Annotated in this window: 15 protein-coding genes; all 15 read right to left on the reverse strand. The window is 53.2% G+C overall.

Features of this window, described 5'->3' with window-relative positions; genetic code table 11:
• Nucleotides 1-99 precede the first annotated feature (99 nt).
• The 15 genes from NST96_RS24450 to NST96_RS24520 all read right to left on the reverse strand — a co-directional run bounded on the left by NST96_RS24450 (nt 100) and on the right by NST96_RS24520 (nt 15,681).
• Nucleotides 100-2,070, reverse strand: a complete 1,971-nt coding sequence (locus NST96_RS24450; RefSeq protein ID WP_171506915.1) for a TRAP transporter permease — start codon at nt 2,068-2,070, stop codon at nt 100-102.
• Entirely contained in the window at nt 2,071-2,574 is a 504-nt protein-coding gene (locus tag NST96_RS24455) for a DUF1850 domain-containing protein (protein WP_003388233.1), read from the reverse strand.
• A 41-nt stretch (nt 2,575-2,615) separates the two neighbouring features.
• A complete protein-coding gene (locus NST96_RS24460) occupies nt 2,616-3,626 on the reverse strand; it encodes a TAXI family TRAP transporter solute-binding subunit (RefSeq protein ID WP_307723557.1) in 1,011 nt (336 codons plus the stop codon).
• A gap of 180 nt (nt 3,627-3,806) precedes the next feature.
• The gene (locus NST96_RS24465) at nt 3,807-5,171 is read right to left on the reverse strand and encodes a sigma-54 dependent transcriptional regulator (RefSeq protein WP_227278152.1); all 1,365 of its coding nucleotides are present in this window, start codon (nt 5,169-5,171) and stop codon (nt 3,807-3,809) included.
• Between the two features lie 20 nt (nt 5,172-5,191).
• Nucleotides 5,192-7,147 carry a transporter substrate-binding domain-containing protein gene (locus tag NST96_RS24470; protein ID WP_003388236.1) on the reverse strand — a complete coding sequence of 652 codons (1,956 nt, stop codon included), beginning with the start codon at nt 7,145-7,147 and terminating at the stop codon, nt 5,192-5,194.
• Between the two features lie 578 nt (nt 7,148-7,725).
• Nucleotides 7,726-8,115 carry a RidA family protein gene (locus NST96_RS24475; protein WP_003388238.1) on the reverse strand — a complete coding sequence of 130 codons (390 nt, stop codon included), beginning with the start codon at nt 8,113-8,115 and terminating at the stop codon, nt 7,726-7,728.
• Between the two features lie 141 nt (nt 8,116-8,256).
• Complete coding sequence (gene hisIE, locus NST96_RS24480) at nt 8,257-9,027, reverse strand: bifunctional phosphoribosyl-AMP cyclohydrolase/phosphoribosyl-ATP diphosphatase HisIE (protein WP_039070233.1); 771 nt, start codon at nt 9,025-9,027, stop codon at nt 8,257-8,259.
• Nucleotides 9,024-9,782, reverse strand: a complete 759-nt coding sequence (gene hisF, locus NST96_RS24485) for an imidazole glycerol phosphate synthase subunit HisF (RefSeq protein WP_003388240.1) — start codon at nt 9,780-9,782, stop codon at nt 9,024-9,026. Before hisF ends, hisIE begins: the two co-directional genes overlap by 4 nt.
• Before the next feature lies 1 nt (nt 9,783).
• A complete protein-coding gene (gene hisA, locus NST96_RS24490) occupies nt 9,784-10,527 on the reverse strand; it encodes a 1-(5-phosphoribosyl)-5-[(5-phosphoribosylamino)methylideneamino]imidazole-4-carboxamide isomerase (protein ID WP_003388242.1) in 744 nt (247 codons plus the stop codon).
• The gene (gene hisH, locus NST96_RS24495) at nt 10,524-11,141 is read right to left on the reverse strand and encodes an imidazole glycerol phosphate synthase subunit HisH (protein ID WP_003388244.1); all 618 of its coding nucleotides are present in this window, start codon (nt 11,139-11,141) and stop codon (nt 10,524-10,526) included. Before hisH ends, hisA begins: the two co-directional genes overlap by 4 nt.
• A gap of 1 nt (nt 11,142) precedes the next feature.
• The gene (hisB, locus tag NST96_RS24500) at nt 11,143-11,742 is read right to left on the reverse strand and encodes an imidazoleglycerol-phosphate dehydratase HisB (protein ID WP_003388245.1); all 600 of its coding nucleotides are present in this window, start codon (nt 11,740-11,742) and stop codon (nt 11,143-11,145) included.
• Nucleotides 11,739-13,040, reverse strand: coding sequence for a histidinol dehydrogenase (gene hisD, locus NST96_RS24505; RefSeq protein ID WP_227278151.1), 1,302 nt, complete (start codon nt 13,038-13,040; stop codon nt 11,739-11,741). Before hisD ends, hisB begins: the two co-directional genes overlap by 4 nt.
• A 28-nt stretch (nt 13,041-13,068) precedes the next feature.
• Entirely contained in the window at nt 13,069-13,710 is a 642-nt protein-coding gene (gene hisG, locus NST96_RS24510; protein WP_227278150.1) for an ATP phosphoribosyltransferase, read from the reverse strand.
• Between the two features lie 3 nt (nt 13,711-13,713).
• Nucleotides 13,714-14,889 carry an ATP phosphoribosyltransferase regulatory subunit gene (locus tag NST96_RS24515; RefSeq protein WP_311067993.1) on the reverse strand — a complete coding sequence of 392 codons (1,176 nt, stop codon included), beginning with the start codon at nt 14,887-14,889 and terminating at the stop codon, nt 13,714-13,716.
• Nucleotides 14,890-15,354: 465 nt separating this feature from the next.
• Complete coding sequence (locus NST96_RS24520) at nt 15,355-15,681, reverse strand: hypothetical protein (RefSeq protein WP_141334207.1); 327 nt, start codon at nt 15,679-15,681, stop codon at nt 15,355-15,357.
• Nucleotides 15,682-15,743 lie beyond the last annotated feature (62 nt).

Raw genomic sequence — 15,743 nt, forward strand, 5'->3', positions numbered from 1 at the left:
AATTGAAAAAAGAACGTGAACAAATGCATTCCTACTATAAAAATAAGGCAGACAAAAAAGAGAGGGATCACCTTTCCCTCTCTTTCTTATACTAACTCCCTATACCTCAATCGTCTTTATACCATTTCTCTTTTTCATAAACTGAAGCACACTGATCGCTATCATGATACCAAGTCCGCTTCCCATCAGGATCGCTTCGGGGAAGATCAGCAAAATCCCGGCCGCAATCAAAGCCAAACGGAAAATCCAATTCATTTTGGCAAAGAGGAACCCTTCCGTTGCTGCGGCCAATGCCAAAACAGCCAGCAGCGTAGCCAAGGCTGCAAAGGCAATATCAGCAACACTGGATTCAAGAATCAACAAGCCAGGCTTGTAAATAAAGATAAACGGAACAATAAATCCGGCCAACGCCAGCTTACACGAAATCCATCCGGTCCGCTGTGGATCTGAACCGGCGATACCAGCTCCGGCAAAGGCTGCCAGGGCAATCGGGGGCGTCAAATTGGCAATCGCACCAAAGTAGAAGACAAACAAATGCGCTGCCAAAGGATCGACCCCAAAGGTGGAAAGGGCCGGTGCCGCCATAGTAGCGGTAATGATGTAGCAAGGGATAGACGGCAGCCCCAGTCCGAGAATAATGGAAGCGATCATGGTAAACAGCAGTGTCATAAACAAACTGCCTGATCCCATCATCAAAATGATATTAGCCAGCTTCAAACCTAAACCAGTCAAGCTGAAGACACCAACCGTAATTCCGACGGCGGCGCACGCCGCTGCTACCCCCAGCGTGTCCCTCACGCCGGTTTCCAGCGCTTGCAAAACATCGCGAAAGCCCATGCGGCTGGAAGGACGAAGCGCAGCAATTACAATCGTAGCTATAATGGTAGCCACAGCGACAAGAGTTGGCGTATACCCCATCATCAACAGGAGGACTAGCAGAATCAAAGGCAGCAGCAAGTGCCCCCGTTCTTTCAAAACGTCCTTTACTTTGGGGAGCTCTTCCTTGGTCAGCCCTTGCAAATTGTCGCGGTCAGCCCGGAGATGAACCTGTACCAGCAGACCGAAATAGTACATGATCGCCGGTATCAATGCGGCGACGGCAATCGTAATGTATGGAACACCGAGTGTCTCCGCCATAATAAAAGCAGCCGCCCCCATGATCGGAGGCAATATCTGTCCGCCAACGGCTGCAGTCGCCTCAACACCTGCTGCAAAATCCGGCTTGTAGCCGACACGTTTCATCATCGGGATGGTAAACGATCCGGTAGTGACAACACTGGCTACTGCCGAGCCGTTGATCGAGCCGTGTACCGCACTGGCGATGACTCCTACCTTGGCAGGTCCGCCCTTGCTGCTTCCCGCCAGCGCGAGCGACAGATCATTAAACAGCGTCCCCATGCCTGATTTGGACAAGAAGGCGCCGAAAATAATAAAGAGGATAATGAAGGAAGCAGAAACGGCCGTAGCATCGCCAAAAATACCTTCAGTGGTGACATACATATAGTTGAAGATGTCGCTAAACGTATAGCCTCGATGCGCAAAGTCTCCCGGCAAATACGGGCCCAGATACGCATACGCGACAAAAATGCTGGCCATCGCTGTAAGCTCCCACCCTGCCACTCGGCGCGAAGCCTCCAGGACAAGCAGGCAGGTGATGGTCGCAAAAGTCACGTCAAGCGTCGAAGGGATGCCGCCTCGATTGACGATATCGAGATAATAAATAAATATATAGCCTGCCGTTCCCAGCGAGGCTAGCGCCAAAACGACATCCAAAAGAGACAGCTTTTTGCGCGACGCTTTCTTCCACCCCGGATATAACAGATAGATCAGGCAAAGTACAACCGCCACATGGAGAGAACGGTGCTTTAGCGTTACAAATGGGATGGCATAGGCAGCGTAGAGATGATAGAGGGCAAAGCAGATGGCAATGACAGAAACGAGCAGGCCTATCCACTTTTTGTCAAAAACCCGATAACCCGCTTCCTTGTCGTACTCCTGCAAGATAGCCTGCGCCTTGCTTTCATTTTGGCGCACTTCTTCATCCGTAAGCATCTGGTTCGAAGCACTCATCTACTCGTCACTCCCTTTCTTTTCAAGCTTGTATACAAACCGGTACCACCAAGGAAACCACTTGACGGAAAGCTCCAACGACGTACCCAATGGCAATACATCGGATAATTTCCACTGTTGACCACTGACTCGCAATACGTAATCGTCCCGGGTAATCAAATAGAGAATGGACTCGCGTCGATCATGCAGATCGGATACCTTGATCCAGCCGTCTTGAACAGTCACTTTCGCATCTGCAAACTCTGTGGGAACTCCTGCTCCGAAGGAACGAAAGGAGGTCTCTGCCAGCTCCATCCCATACAGCCAATGCACGCTGTACGTCTCTCTCCAAGGAGTAAGCTCGACAGAATGCACCCACTCCACTTCAAATTGATCGGTCATTCCAAGAGGCACTGCGCCGATTGTCTCTTGCTGGTGAAAATCGTTTAGAAATAAAAAGGGTTGGGGCCCCAGCGCCGTGAGGCCCACAAAGAGGAGAAGCAGCCTGAATATCCATTTCTTCATGATGTCTCCTCCCTTTTTATCAGGTCGTGCGATTACATCGATTAGTTGAGAGCGCCAACTTCCTTATAGTATTTTTCTGCACCCGGATGGAGCGGTACCACGAGGTTCTTGCCCGCTTCTTTTACGTCAATGTCCTTGGCTGCGTTGTGCGCCTCTTTTAATGCATCGATATTTTCAAAGAAGGCTTTGGTCAGCTTGTACACCTGTTCATCGGAAAAGTCGCTCCGAACGAGCATGATGTTGCGAATTGCGGCTGTTTGGACAGGCTGATCGTTTTTATAGAGACCTGCCGGGATTTCCGCAGAAACGAAGAACGGGAATTTTTCCGCCATCTTGTCGACATCTTCTTTTTTGATCGGGACAATCTCCACGTCTTTGGTCGTCATCAGATCGATCACGGTAGAGTTCGGCAGTCCGGACGTTACGAATGCTGCGTCAATGGCGTTGTTTTTCAACTGCTCGATCGCCTCGGCGTAAGACAGGTAGTCCGCCTTGATGTCGTTGTAGGTAATACCGTGACCAGCCAGCACCATGCGGGCGTTCACTTCGACACCGGAGTTGGGTGCCCCTACACCGACGCGTTTGCCTTTCAGGTCGGCAATCGATTTAATATTGCGGTCTTTCAACGTAACGACCTGCACGTAGTTCAGGTACAGACCGGCCATTGCTCGCAAGTCCTTGATAGCGCCGCTTTCCTTGAAGTTTTCTTGTCCTTCGTATGCAAAGGAAGTAACGTCTGACATGACAAAGGCAAGATCGGCCTTTTTCGTCTTCAACAGATTGATGTTTTCAACAGAGGCGCCGGTAGATTGGACGGACGCATTGTAGCCCAGCTTCTCCTTGTAGATTTTCGACATGGCGCCGCCAATGGTGTAGTAAGGCCCCGAGCTTCCGCCGGTAGCGATTGTGAGGAACTTCTGCTCGGCTCCCCCACCGCCTCCTCCTGAAGCTTCTCCGCCAGATCCGGTCGAAGGCGCGGATTGGTTTCCACAAGCTGCGACAGTAAGGACAAGCAGCGTGGATGATAAGATCGTGAGCATTTTCTTCAACATTGTGATTCCCCCTTTTCTTTTTTGAAACCGTTTACAACAAAATAAAGCAAGAGCCGTGCCACATCATGATTACACGAAAATGACGCTTTTTGCCGTTCCGCTTCGGCGACAAAAGAGAAAAACCGGAAAAAATGTCCGAATCGGGCGGAATTTTTTTCCGGTTATGGGGCCAGCGATTATTTACGACTCGAGATATTGCTTGAGTTTTTGACGCAATCCCCGCTCACTAATCCCAAGCTGATCGGCTGTCTTTTTGCGATGTCCGCCGTTCTTTTCCAGGGTGTGCAGAATTACCAGCCGCTCGGCCTCCTCCAGTGTCGCATTCGCCGGCACGAATACGCCCTCCTGACTCTTCGGAAAAAGGCGTTTTTCTGTCGGCTGGCTGACCAGGGAAGCGGGCAAGTCTTCCATGGTAATGATCTCTCCCGCGGAGAGGGCTACCGCATATTCGATAATATTGGCCAGTTCCCTCACGTTGCCCGGAAATGAATAGGCGAACAGCTTCTTTTTTACATCCGGGCTGCATTCTTTCTTTTCCCTGCCCATGTTGGCTGCATAAAGATCGAGAAAATAGTCAACCAGGAGAGGCACATCCTCCGGCCGTTCACGCAACGCAGGGGTACGGATTGGAATCACATTCAGACGGTAGTACAAATCCTCGCGAAAGGTACCCTTGGCCACTTCCTCTTCCAAATTCCGATTGGTCGCCGCGATGAGACGGATATCTATCTCTTTTGTAGAATAACTGCCCAAGGGAGTCACGGTGCGCTCCTGAATGACCCGCAGCAGCTTGGCTTGCAGAGCAAGCGGCATCTCCCCGATCTCATCGAGAAAGACCGTGCCTCCGTGCGAACGCTCAAACAGCCCGGTTTTTTGCTGCACAGCCCCGGTAAACGCCCCTTTTGCATACCCGAATAACTCGCTCTCCAGCAAAGTCTCGGGTATCGCGGCGCAGTTTATTACGGAGAACGCAGCTTGGCTCCGAACCCCCTGATAGTGAATGGCCCTGGCAACCAGCTCTTTGCCCGTCCCGCTTTCTCCTGTGATCAGGATATTTGAGGGAATGTCCTTGACCTTTTCAATCAACTGATAAATTCGCTGCATTTGCTGGCTCTTCCCGATCATCCCGGCGTAGGACTGCTGCTGCTTGACAGCGGCGCTCAATACCTTTACCCTCTTGTGCAGCTTTTGAAATTCCAGCGCTTTGTTTATCAAGAGCTTCACCTCGTCCAGATGAAGCGGCTTGGTCAGGTAGTGGTACGCCCCCGCTTTCATCGCCGCTACAGACGATTCAATCGTTCCAAAGGCAGTCATCATGATAACCGTCAGGTCCGGACGCAGTTTTTTTAGCTTCGGAAGCAGCTCCAGTCCGCTGGTAGAGCCGAGATTGAGATCGAGCAGCACACAGTCGATCTCCTCTTGCTCAAGGGCAGCGAGTGCCGTCTGCTCGTCCTTGGCTGTAAATACATCGAAATCATCCTCTAACGCAAACGACAGAGAGGCGCAGATTGCCGGTTCGTCGTCCACAATCAGCAAGCGTGTCATGGCTGTCCTCCTTCTATTCCCTACTGAAAAAACAGGGTGAACGTCGTGCCCTCTCCTTTTGTACTGCTGACATCAATCCGGCCTCCGTGTTCCCGCATGATTTTGTCGCTGACATACAGTCCCAGACCGATCCCTTGCGTCTTGGTCGTAAAAAAGGGTTCAAACAAATGGGGCAGCTGTTCCGCACTCATCCCTTCTCCCGTATCGCTGACCGTCAGCTCCACGCCGTCCGCACTTTCCCGAGCCTTGATATGAAGCCGTTTTACGGAACTTGTCGACATGGCTTCCAGCGCATTTATCATCAAGTTGATCAGCACTTGTTTCAGCCTTCTGCGGTCGAGGCATACCTTGATTCCCTGAGGCACTTCAATATGCATTTCGACTTGCTCGTTTACCGCCCGTTTTGCAAACAGCCCCAGGACAGAATCCACCAGCATTTTGAGGTCCGTCTCCTCTATTTCCAACGGCTTGGAACGGGAGTAGTCCAGCAGGTCCTCCAGGATTCGATTCATTCGCTCCATTTCTTCCGGTACATAATGCAGCAGCTCGGAGCGAAAACGCTCGTCATCCAGCTTCTTTGGCAGCATATCGATAAAGGTTTTGATCGCTGTGAGCGGGTTTCTCAGTTCGTGAGCCATCCCTGCTGCCAATTGGCCGAGTGCATGCATTTTTTCCTGCGAAATCAGCCTCGCCTGCAGCCGCTTTTGCTCGGTCCTATCCTGCAGGCTGACGATCCACCCGACATGCTCGGAGACAGCGTTGCCAAAGGGAGCCATATAGTAGTGAAAGACGCGGACAGAAGATTGTTCCAACTGAAACTCTCCTTCATAAAAGGAAGGCTTGTCCGCCGCGAGAGCTTGTTCCACAGGCAGTTGCGGAAGCAGGGCACTGATATGCCGTCCGATCGCATCATCGTCTGTCAAAAGCAGCCGCCGCGTCACCTGGTTGACCAGCGTAATATGTCCGAAAACGTCCAGGGAGAGGATCGCGCTCTCCGTATTGTCCAGAACCTGCCTTTGGAACGCCATCACGTCGGCCAGTGCAGCCGTCTGGCGTCTCACCTCTGCTTTTAGCCGTTTGTTCCAGAAAAAGATCGTCACCAAGGTAATCGACACGAGCGCCATGACGACCAAAAGGCCGATCACTACTTTGCGATACCGGTCCGTCGCATGCGTTGCGTACGGTTCAAAGTAATGGCTGTACAGCCGGGTATAGGTTCCGTCCCGATAGAGCTTGTTCAACCCTTCGTTAATCTTGTCGAGCAGTTCATAATTGCCTTCCCGAACGGCAAAGGCGTAATCGGTCGGATTGATCAGACCGGAGCGCATCACGAACTCGTCTTGTTTGTTCGCCTTCTCCAGAAGGTACTCCGCTGTCCAGCGATTTCCGATAAACGCATCGGCTCTTCCCCTTATCAAATTGTCCAGGGCATCCCGCTGGTTGAAGGATACGAGCATTTTGACTCTTCGGACACTTTCCAGCAAGTCCATGCCGACATTGCCACGCTGTACAGCAACGACTTTTTCCCGCAATTGATTCAGGGTAAAAATCTCACTGTCCTGCTTGGGAACCAAAAGCACCTCGGACATGGTAAAAAACGATTCGCTAAAGTCGAAGACAAGATCGTAGCGGTTCGTATACTTGATGCCGAGAAGCACATCCACCTTTCCGTCCTTCAGATAGGAAAGGGCGTCCTCCCATTCCAGCGGCACATACTCCAGCTCATAGCCGTTCTCTTCGGCAATGGCCTTTATCAGATCAATGTTGAATCCGCTGGCCTTGCCGTTTTCGTCCATATACGCAAAAGGAGGGAGCTCCTTGTCGAAGGCGACGCGAAGCACCTTGTCACTGGCACCCGCCGGTTCAGGAAACAACGATAAGCACATAAACAAAACGGCTGCCCACAAGCAGTGATTCCTCACACTGTCCCCTCCCTCTCGTTTGTTTGCCGCATGCTTTTCCGGCTGGATCAGCATGGAAAAAGCCCCTGCCTGGACAGGAGCCTCAATTATCTTGCAACTGACGGCAAGGCGCTGTCGTCTTCGGTCTGTCAGTCTGCTGGTCTTTTATTTCTGATTGTCTGTCCGGGGGCTTTCTCTTCATTGCCGCCTAATACTCTTCACACAACATACCCTAATTACAATTACATTTTTCCGCGATTGGCAATTTTCCCTCTACATTATAGCGGATCAATCATGCCAAATAATAGTCATCCCGATTATATTACGCGTGGCTTGGAAAAACACCGTCACTTGCTCAAACAGGATCTCCTTTTCAAGATGACTGCGAAAAACACGCTTGAGGCCGCAGAAACGATCAATTTGAGAACAGCTTTTTCAGACAAGCCCATTGAAAAATAGGTCCACGCTTTGTATAAATCGGAAACTCCGGGTACCCATTGAACGGCAAAGGAAAACCCGAAAAAATCAGGCAAGCTGATGATGAGATAGGTAGTGACGAAAATTAGCAACGCTTTCATTTCCTCTCACCCCTTTTCAATAAACAGTAGCGGCTAATCCATCCCCAAACAAAAAAGCGGCTATAAGCCGCCACTTTAACATCTGGCTGCCCAGGCCTCTACTTCAACCTTCAGTTTGGGCTGCGCCAAAGCAGAAACATAAGCCATCGTTGTAGAGGGGGGGTTGCCACCGTGGAATTCTTTCCAAATGGCAGTAAACTGATCCCGATTGATCATCTCTGTTAACCAGATGTTTATTTTTAGTATACCTTCTGACGTAACGCCTTCACTGCTCAAAATGCTGGTTACATTGTTTAGAGCGTTTCTAAGTTGTTCTTCGACTCCTTCGGGCAGGTTTCCATCCCGATCTGTTCCTACTTGCCCTGATAGCACAAGTATGTCTGCCTCTCTTGGCACAATGGTCAGATGTGAATAGGAGCCTATTGGAGGTGCTACATTTTCAGGGTTTTTGCGAATGATTTCCAAACAGCTTCCTCCTCGCATTCCATTTGGATAATAATACCACAATGATAGGAGGGCTGGCGTCAAATTAACAGCATGCAATGTGCGATCTAGCCAGGATGAGAATGGCGAAAATCTATCGGCATTATACCATCCCGATTGCCGTTACCGCCGCTTTTGCAGTTCTGCCAGCACGTCGTCGAGCGGAAGCTTTTGTTCCCGCAGCAGCACAAGCAGGTGATACAGGAGATCAGCCGCTTCGTAACGGAGCTCGTCATGACTGCGATTCTTCGCCGCGATGATCACTTCGGCCGCTTCCTCGCCGACCTTTTTCAAAATCTTGTCTACGCCTTTTTCAAACAGATAGGTGGTGTAGGCGCCTTCCGGGCGCTCCGCTTCGCGTGAGGCGATCAACTGCTCCAGCTCGTTCAAAATGGAGAAACGGTCGGAAGAGACAGCCGATGGTATTTTTTCTTTCGCTAAAATGCTAGATTCAGTTGCCGCAGCAATGCCAGAACCAGCCGCTGCTCTTGCGTCCGTTTCAGTTGCAGTGCTTGCGTTCGCTTCAGTTGCGGCACTCGCTTCATCGCTTGCCGTGATTCCGACGGTTGTCAACTGTCCGGCAAAACAACTGTACGACCCGGTGTGGCAAGCCGGTCCTTGTGGAACAACCAGCACGACTAGGGCGTCTTTATCGCAATCGTATTTGATCGAAACAATTCGCTGCGTGTGGCCGGAGGTCGCTCCTTTGTGCCACAGCTCCTGCCGGGAACGGCTCCAAAACCACGTCTCCTTTGTTTCCAGCGACTTGGCCAAAGACTCTTTGTTCATGTAGGCGAGCGTCAGCACTTCCTTGCTCACGGCATCCTGTACAATGGCGGGGATCAGGCCGTTTTCGTCAAAACGGAGCGCCTCGATGTTTACAGTCAATGTCATGGTCGTATGTCGACTCCTTTCGCGAGCAGATACTCTTTTACCGCCTGGATCGAGGTCTCCTCATAGTGGAAAATGGAGGCGGCCAGAGCAGCATCAGCCTTACCTGCAGTCAGCACCTCCAAAAAATGCTCCCGACTACCGGCGCCTCCAGAAGCTATAACGGGAATCCCTACCGCTTCCGATACAAGCCGGTTCAGCTCGATGTCAAAGCCTTTCTTTTCTCCGTCGGCATCCATGCTGGTCAAGAGAATTTCGCCCGCTCCCAGAGCCTCGGCTTCCTGCGCCCACTCGATCAAATCCTTGCCTGCAGCATTTCGTCCGCCGTGGGTGTACACTTCCCACTTGTTCTCTCCGACCTGCCGTGCGTCGATAGCGACGACCACACACTGGGTGCCAAAGACCTGTGCCCCCTCGCGGATCAGCTCCGGACGCAGCACCGCTGCCGTATTCAACGAAATTTTATCGGCTCCTGCCCGCAGAATGCGCCTCATGTCGTCCACACTGTTGATCCCGCCGCCGACCGTGAAAGGGATCGTAATGTTGGCTGCCGTCTGTTCGATTACGTCCACCATCGTTTTGCGCCCTTCATGGGAGGCCGAAATGTCCAGGAAAACGAGCTCGTCGGCTCCTTCCTCGCTGTACTTTTTGGCCAGCTCCACCGGATCTCCGGCGTCGCGCAGCCCGAGAAACTGTATACCTTTGACGACCCGTCCGTCCTTGACGTCGAGGCAGGGAATGATTCGCTTGGCCAGCATGCTATTCACACTCCCTCAGCCAAGATACAGCCTCGGTCAGCGTAAAGGCTTTCGTATACAGGGCCTTGCCGACGATAGCCCCGCCGACACCTTCCCCGGCATAACGATGCAGGGCAGTCAAATCATCGAGCACGCTCACCCCGCCGGAGGCGATCACTGTTTTTCCAGTGGCACGGGCCAGTGCGAAAATCTCCTCCACATTCGGGCCTGTGAGGGTGCCATCGCGGGCGATATCCGTGTAAATAAAGGTCTCCGCTCCGTATTGGGCGAGCCGGTTTGCCAGTTCAGTAGCACTCACGTCGGTCGTCGTCAGCCAGCCTCGCGTCGCCACCATGCCGCCCCTGCAGTCAAGCCCGATGGCGATCTTTTCTCTGTAACGTCGGAGAATCCTCTCGGTAAATGGCTCGTCTTCGATCGCCGCTGTCCCGAGGATGACGCGGGAAACTCCTGCCTCCAGATAGTCATTGATCTGTTCTTCCGTGCGAATCCCTCCGCCTACCTGCACAGGAACACTCACAGACCGGGCGATTGTTTTGATCAGCTCTCCATTGACCGGCAGCCCTTCCTTGGCTCCATCGAGGTCAACCAGGTGAATCCAGGAAGCGCCTTGGGCCACCCACTCCCTGGCCATTTCCAGAGGCGAGTCGGCATAAACGGTCTCCTGCGCGTAGTCTCCCTGAAACAGACGGACGCATTTGCCGCCGCGAATATCGATAGCCGGATAGATCGTAAAGCTCGTACTCATGCCTTTTCCCCCTTACACAGTTCAGCAAAATTGGCCAGCAGCCTCATCCCCGTCTCGCCGCTCTTTTCCGGGTGGAATTGCATGCCGTACACCTGATCTTGCCCGACGATGGCTGTCACCTGCTGATGGTACTCCGTCGTTGCCAGCAGGACCTTCTCATCGCTTACCCGGACATGGTAGGAGTGGACGAAGTAGACGTAATCGCCGCTTTTCACTCCGCTGAGCAGTGGATGCTCCGCTCGCATATGAAGCTGGTTCCAGCCCATATGCGGCACCTTGTAATCTCCTTCAAAGCGTACGGCCTCTCCGCCAATCAGTCCCAGTCCTGCTGCGACTCCGTGTTCTGTGCTTTGTTCGAACAAAAGCTGCATGCCAAGGCAAATTCCCAGGATCGGACGTCCGGAAGCCGCGTACGAGCGAATGCCCTCTTCCAGCTCCAGCTCACGAATGTTTTTCATGGCATCCCCGAAGGCCCCGACTCCTGGAAGGATGGCTCCCGAAAGGCCTTCTAGCCGCTCCGGTCTGGAGACAAATTCATAGGAGCAGCCGAGCCTTTCCAGCGCTTTTCCCAAGCTGTACAAATTGCCCATGCCGTAGTCGATGATTCCGATCATCTTACAAAACTCCTTTTGTAGACGGGACTCCTTTGACCCGCGGGTCGATACTCGTCGCTTCATCCAATGCTCGCGCCAGCGCTTTGAAAATCGCTTCGATCATGTGGTGGGTATTGTGGCCATAATGCAGGATGACGTGCAGATTGATCCGCGCTTCCAGGGCAAACTTCCAAAGAAATTCATGCACTAGCTCCGTCGGGAATTGCCCCACGACAGGAGACGGATATGCAGCCCGGTATTCCAGATGGGGACGGTTGCTGATATCGATGACCACCTGCGCCAAAGCGTCGTCCATCGGGACAAAGGCGTTGCCGTAGCGCTTGATCCCCTTTTTGTCGCCAAGCGCTTCCCGCAGTGCTTGCCCGAGACAAATGCCGATATCCTCTACGGTATGGTGGTAGTCGATCTCGATGTCTCCCTTCGCCTTGACGGTGAGGTCAAAATGGCCGTGCCGGGCAAACAAGTCCAGCATATGGTCGAGGAACGGCACGCCGGAATCCTGTTTGCTCTCTCCGCTCCCGTCGACCGCAAATGCCAGCGCAATATCGGTTTCGTTGGTTGTCCGCGCGATCTGCGCGTTTCGCTTGATTATCTCGATCATGACTGTTCACGCTCCCCGTCTTCTTTGGCGAAATCATAAAGCCGCTCCTGGATCGCACGTCCGTGGGCATGCAAGCCCTCCTGCCAAGCCAGCGCGACGATTTTTCGGCCGTTTGCCTGCAAATCCTGTCTGCTGTAGGAAACGACGCTCGATTTTTTGATAAAGTCATCCACGGACAGCGGCGAGGAAAAGCGGGCCGTACCATTGGTCGGGATGACGTGATTCGTGCCTGCAAAATAATCGCCGACCGGCTCCGATGAGTAAGGCCCGAGAAAAATCGCTCCGGCGTTCTCCACCCTGCCCAACTGGTCAAACGGGTTTTCCACCATCAGCTCCAAATGCTCGGGGGCCAATCGGTTGACGACGGCAAAGCCTTCATCCAAGTCCTGCACGAGCAAAATCGCGCCAAAGTCCCGCAACGCCGCTTCCGCGATGGAACGGCGGGGCAGATATTCCAGCTGCCGCTCCAATTCGCGGGCCGTGGCCTCTGCCAGCGACGGCGACGGGGTAACCAGCACGGCCGCCGACATCGGATCGTGCTCCGCCTGTGACAGCAGGTCAGCCGCAACATAGCGAGGATTGGCCGTATCGTCAGCGAGTACCACAATCTCGCTCGGGCCGGCAACCATGTCAATGCTGACGAGACCAAAGACTTCCCGCTTCGCGAGTGCAACATAAATGTTGCCCGGACCGACAATTTTATCTGCCGGCTTGATTTGCTCCGTCCCGTAGGTGAGGGCGGCAATGGCCTGGGCACCGCCCACCTTGTAGATTTCGTTGACACCGGCAATGCGCGCCGCTACGAGAATCGCCGGATTTACTTTTCCATCCGCACCCGGAGGGGTGGTGATAACGACTTCGGGCACACCGGCGATTTTGGCCGGGACTGCATTCATCAGTACGCTGGAAGGGTAGGCAGCCGTACCGCCCGGAACGTAAAGCCCGACTCGCTGCAACGGCCGCACGATCTGACCCAGAAGCGTTCCGCTGTCCCTCATGGCAAACCAGGATTGGCGGACCTGCCGCTGGTGGTAGTCGCGAATGTTTTCCGCCGCTTCTTCCAGTGCCGCTTTCACTTCGGCACAGACCAGCTCCTCCGCTTCCCGCAACTCCGACTCGCTGACGCGAAACTGCTCCAATCGTACTTTGTCAAAACGCTCTGTATAAGCGCGGACAGCTTCGTCGCCCTTTTTCCGTACCTCCGCCAGAATGGATTGGACGGCTTGCCGCTGTTCCTCGGTCCCTGCTTCGACGGAACGCCTGGCATCGTATTTGTCTGCTCGCACGATTCGAATCATTTTGCTCCCCTCTCCCTTTCCCGCATCATTACCGGGGGATCACTTCCAGAAATTTTTGGGCAATGTCGTCAACGGCTTCACTTTTCATCCGGTAGCTCGCCCGATTGGCGATCAACCGCGTCGTAATCTCGCATATATGCTCCAGCTCGACCAGCCCGTTTTCCTTCAAGGTCCGGCCGGTAGAGACAATATCGACGATCCGGTCGGCCAGGCCGATCAACGGGGCGAGCTCGACGGAACCGTTCAGCTTGATTACTTCTACCTGCTGCCCCTGCTCACGGAAATACCGGGATGCGATCCGCGGGTACTTGGTCGCTACCCGCGGCGCCTCAGTGGGTGTCCAGTCCTCAAGCCCCGCGACCACCATCCGGCAGTAGCCGATCTGCAAATTCAACAGCTCGTAGACGTCACGCTCCTCTTCCAGCAGGACGTCCTTGCCCGCGACGCCGACGTCTGCCACCCCGTACTCCACATAGGTAGGCACGTCTGTCGGCTTTGCGAGAATAAACTCCAGACTCGTGTTCTTCACAGGGATAATCAATTTTCGCGAATCCTGCAGCTCGGCTGTCACCTCCATGCCCGCCTGCTGCAAAAAGGCAACCGCTTCTTCAAAAATCCTGCCCTTCGGCATGGCAATCGTCAGTTTGCGCTCGTTGTCAGACAGACTCATCTCTCATTCCTCCTGTTCCGTCAGGCTGATCACGCTGTATTCCGCATGCTCGCTCCACACCAATGCTTCTGTCCGGTCCTTTACCCGTCTCGTCTCTACGATCTGCCCCTCCCGGCGCATTCGCTGAGCTTCTGCGAAAGCCTTGGCCCGGTATTCATCCGTATAGAACAATAGCACATGCTGTTTTTCCGGCGAGGCCAACGCAGGCGTCACCTGCAACAGCCGATCCATTTTGATTGCGAATCCGGTCGCTGGCGCAGGACGCCCAAATTGTTCAAGCAGCCGGTCGTATCTGCCGCCTCCCAGCAGCGGCGAGCCCAGGTCGGCCGCATATCCTTCAAACACGACACCCGTGTAGTAATTCATGTTGCTGATCAGGTTGAAATCAAGCAGCAGCGCCTCTGTTACTCCGTATGCCTCCAGTGCAGCCCAAAGCGAAGCAACCGTCTCAACGGCCCGGCGAGCCCTTCCGTTTACCGTCAGCTGGCGGGCCTCTTCGATCTTCCCTTTGCACCCGCGCAGACGTAAAAGCGCCTCCAGCCGTTTCTTTTCCTCTGCTGAAAGGTTAAGACGCTCCGTCAACTGACGAAAGCCGACGAAATCCCGCTCATACAGAAAGCGGCGGAATTGGGACCGGTCTTCCTCGTCAGCGACCGTCTCCTCCAGAAGACCTTCCACAAAGTCAACATGGCCGATCGCGATCCGAAACGTTTCAACCCCTGACGCCTGCAAGCAAAAGACTGCCAACGCAATCGCCTCGGCGTCAGCATCTACGGAAGCATCGCCGATCAGTTCGATTCCCGTCTGGAAAAATTCAGCATTGCGCCCCGCCTCTTTTTCCTGGGCCCGAAAAACATTGGTCTGGTAAAACAGCCGAATCGGCAGTGGAACGTCTTTATATAAGGACGAAACGACCCGCGCTATAGGCGATGTCATATCGGGGCGGAGCACAACCGTATGCCCCTGTTTATCCAACAGCCGAAACATTCTGTCAGTGAGCGTAACACTTGCGGCACCTACCGTATCGTAGTACTCCAGTGACGGGGTCATGATCTCTCTGTACCCCCAGCGCTCGATGCAATCCCGCAGCTCGCGCTCCAAATGCCGTTGTTTGGCCAGTGATTCCGGCAATATGTCCCGCATGCCCAAAGGCTTTTCAAATCCCAACGGCTTTGTCATCGCATGTCCCTCCGAATCCATTCGCTTTACTCTGCTAATATGGTAGCAAACTAAAGTGTTAGTAGAAGATTAACATGTTGCCATCTGTCGGTCAACTGCGGCATTTATAGTCTGAATATTCCGTTTGTTGTTGGCAGTCTTAATCTGAATCAACAGTCCTTCCCTTATTGCTTTGTATGTACGGCTTCCTCTAAAGCGGCTGTGGCGAAGAGAAGCCTGTTTCCATTCTGCGCTCCGGTCTACGTCCCGCAAGGAAGCTATGACTGTCCGCTCCGCAATGGTCCCGAGGGAATCGCAAAACGACGCGTAGCTGCAGAGTGAATTCATAGGTTGCGATTCTGTTTCCTCGTGACCATTGCTCCACTGGGCTGGACTTCGCTAGTCGCTCCGACTGGAAACAGGCTTCTCCAGCGAGCAGAACTGCTTCCCCGAGCTTTGAAAAGCATGCAGGGTCGTTCAGGTTGGCTAAGGTTCATGGCAAGCTTTGTCAGTTGGTGCCTGCAGATTGTCTAAAGGCTCACAACAAACCTGATCCAGGTAAGCTGAAGGGGGCTCTTTGAGACGAAAACTCTTTTCAAACGAACCTTTTTTCGAACGAAGCTCTTTCAAACCAACCTCTTTCAAACCAACCTCTTTCAAACCAACCTCTTTCAAACCAGTTCGGCCATTAGCCCGAACTGGTTTTCGTAAAGAAAACCAACAGTGTAGAGATGAAAATGGAGAAAACCGCGAAGGTCTTTGGGACACCTCCCAGGCAGAATGGAAAAAGCAAAACACGCTTTTAGCGTCCAACTCTGAGACGCCCCCTCGAGCAGGCTGCTTTTGGACGCGGTTTTGCTTTTGGAATGGAGCCG

This window comes from Brevibacillus sp. FSL K6-2834 (assembly GCF_038592925.1).
Taxonomy (GTDB): Bacteria; Bacillota; Bacilli; order Brevibacillales; family Brevibacillaceae; genus Brevibacillus; species Brevibacillus borstelensis.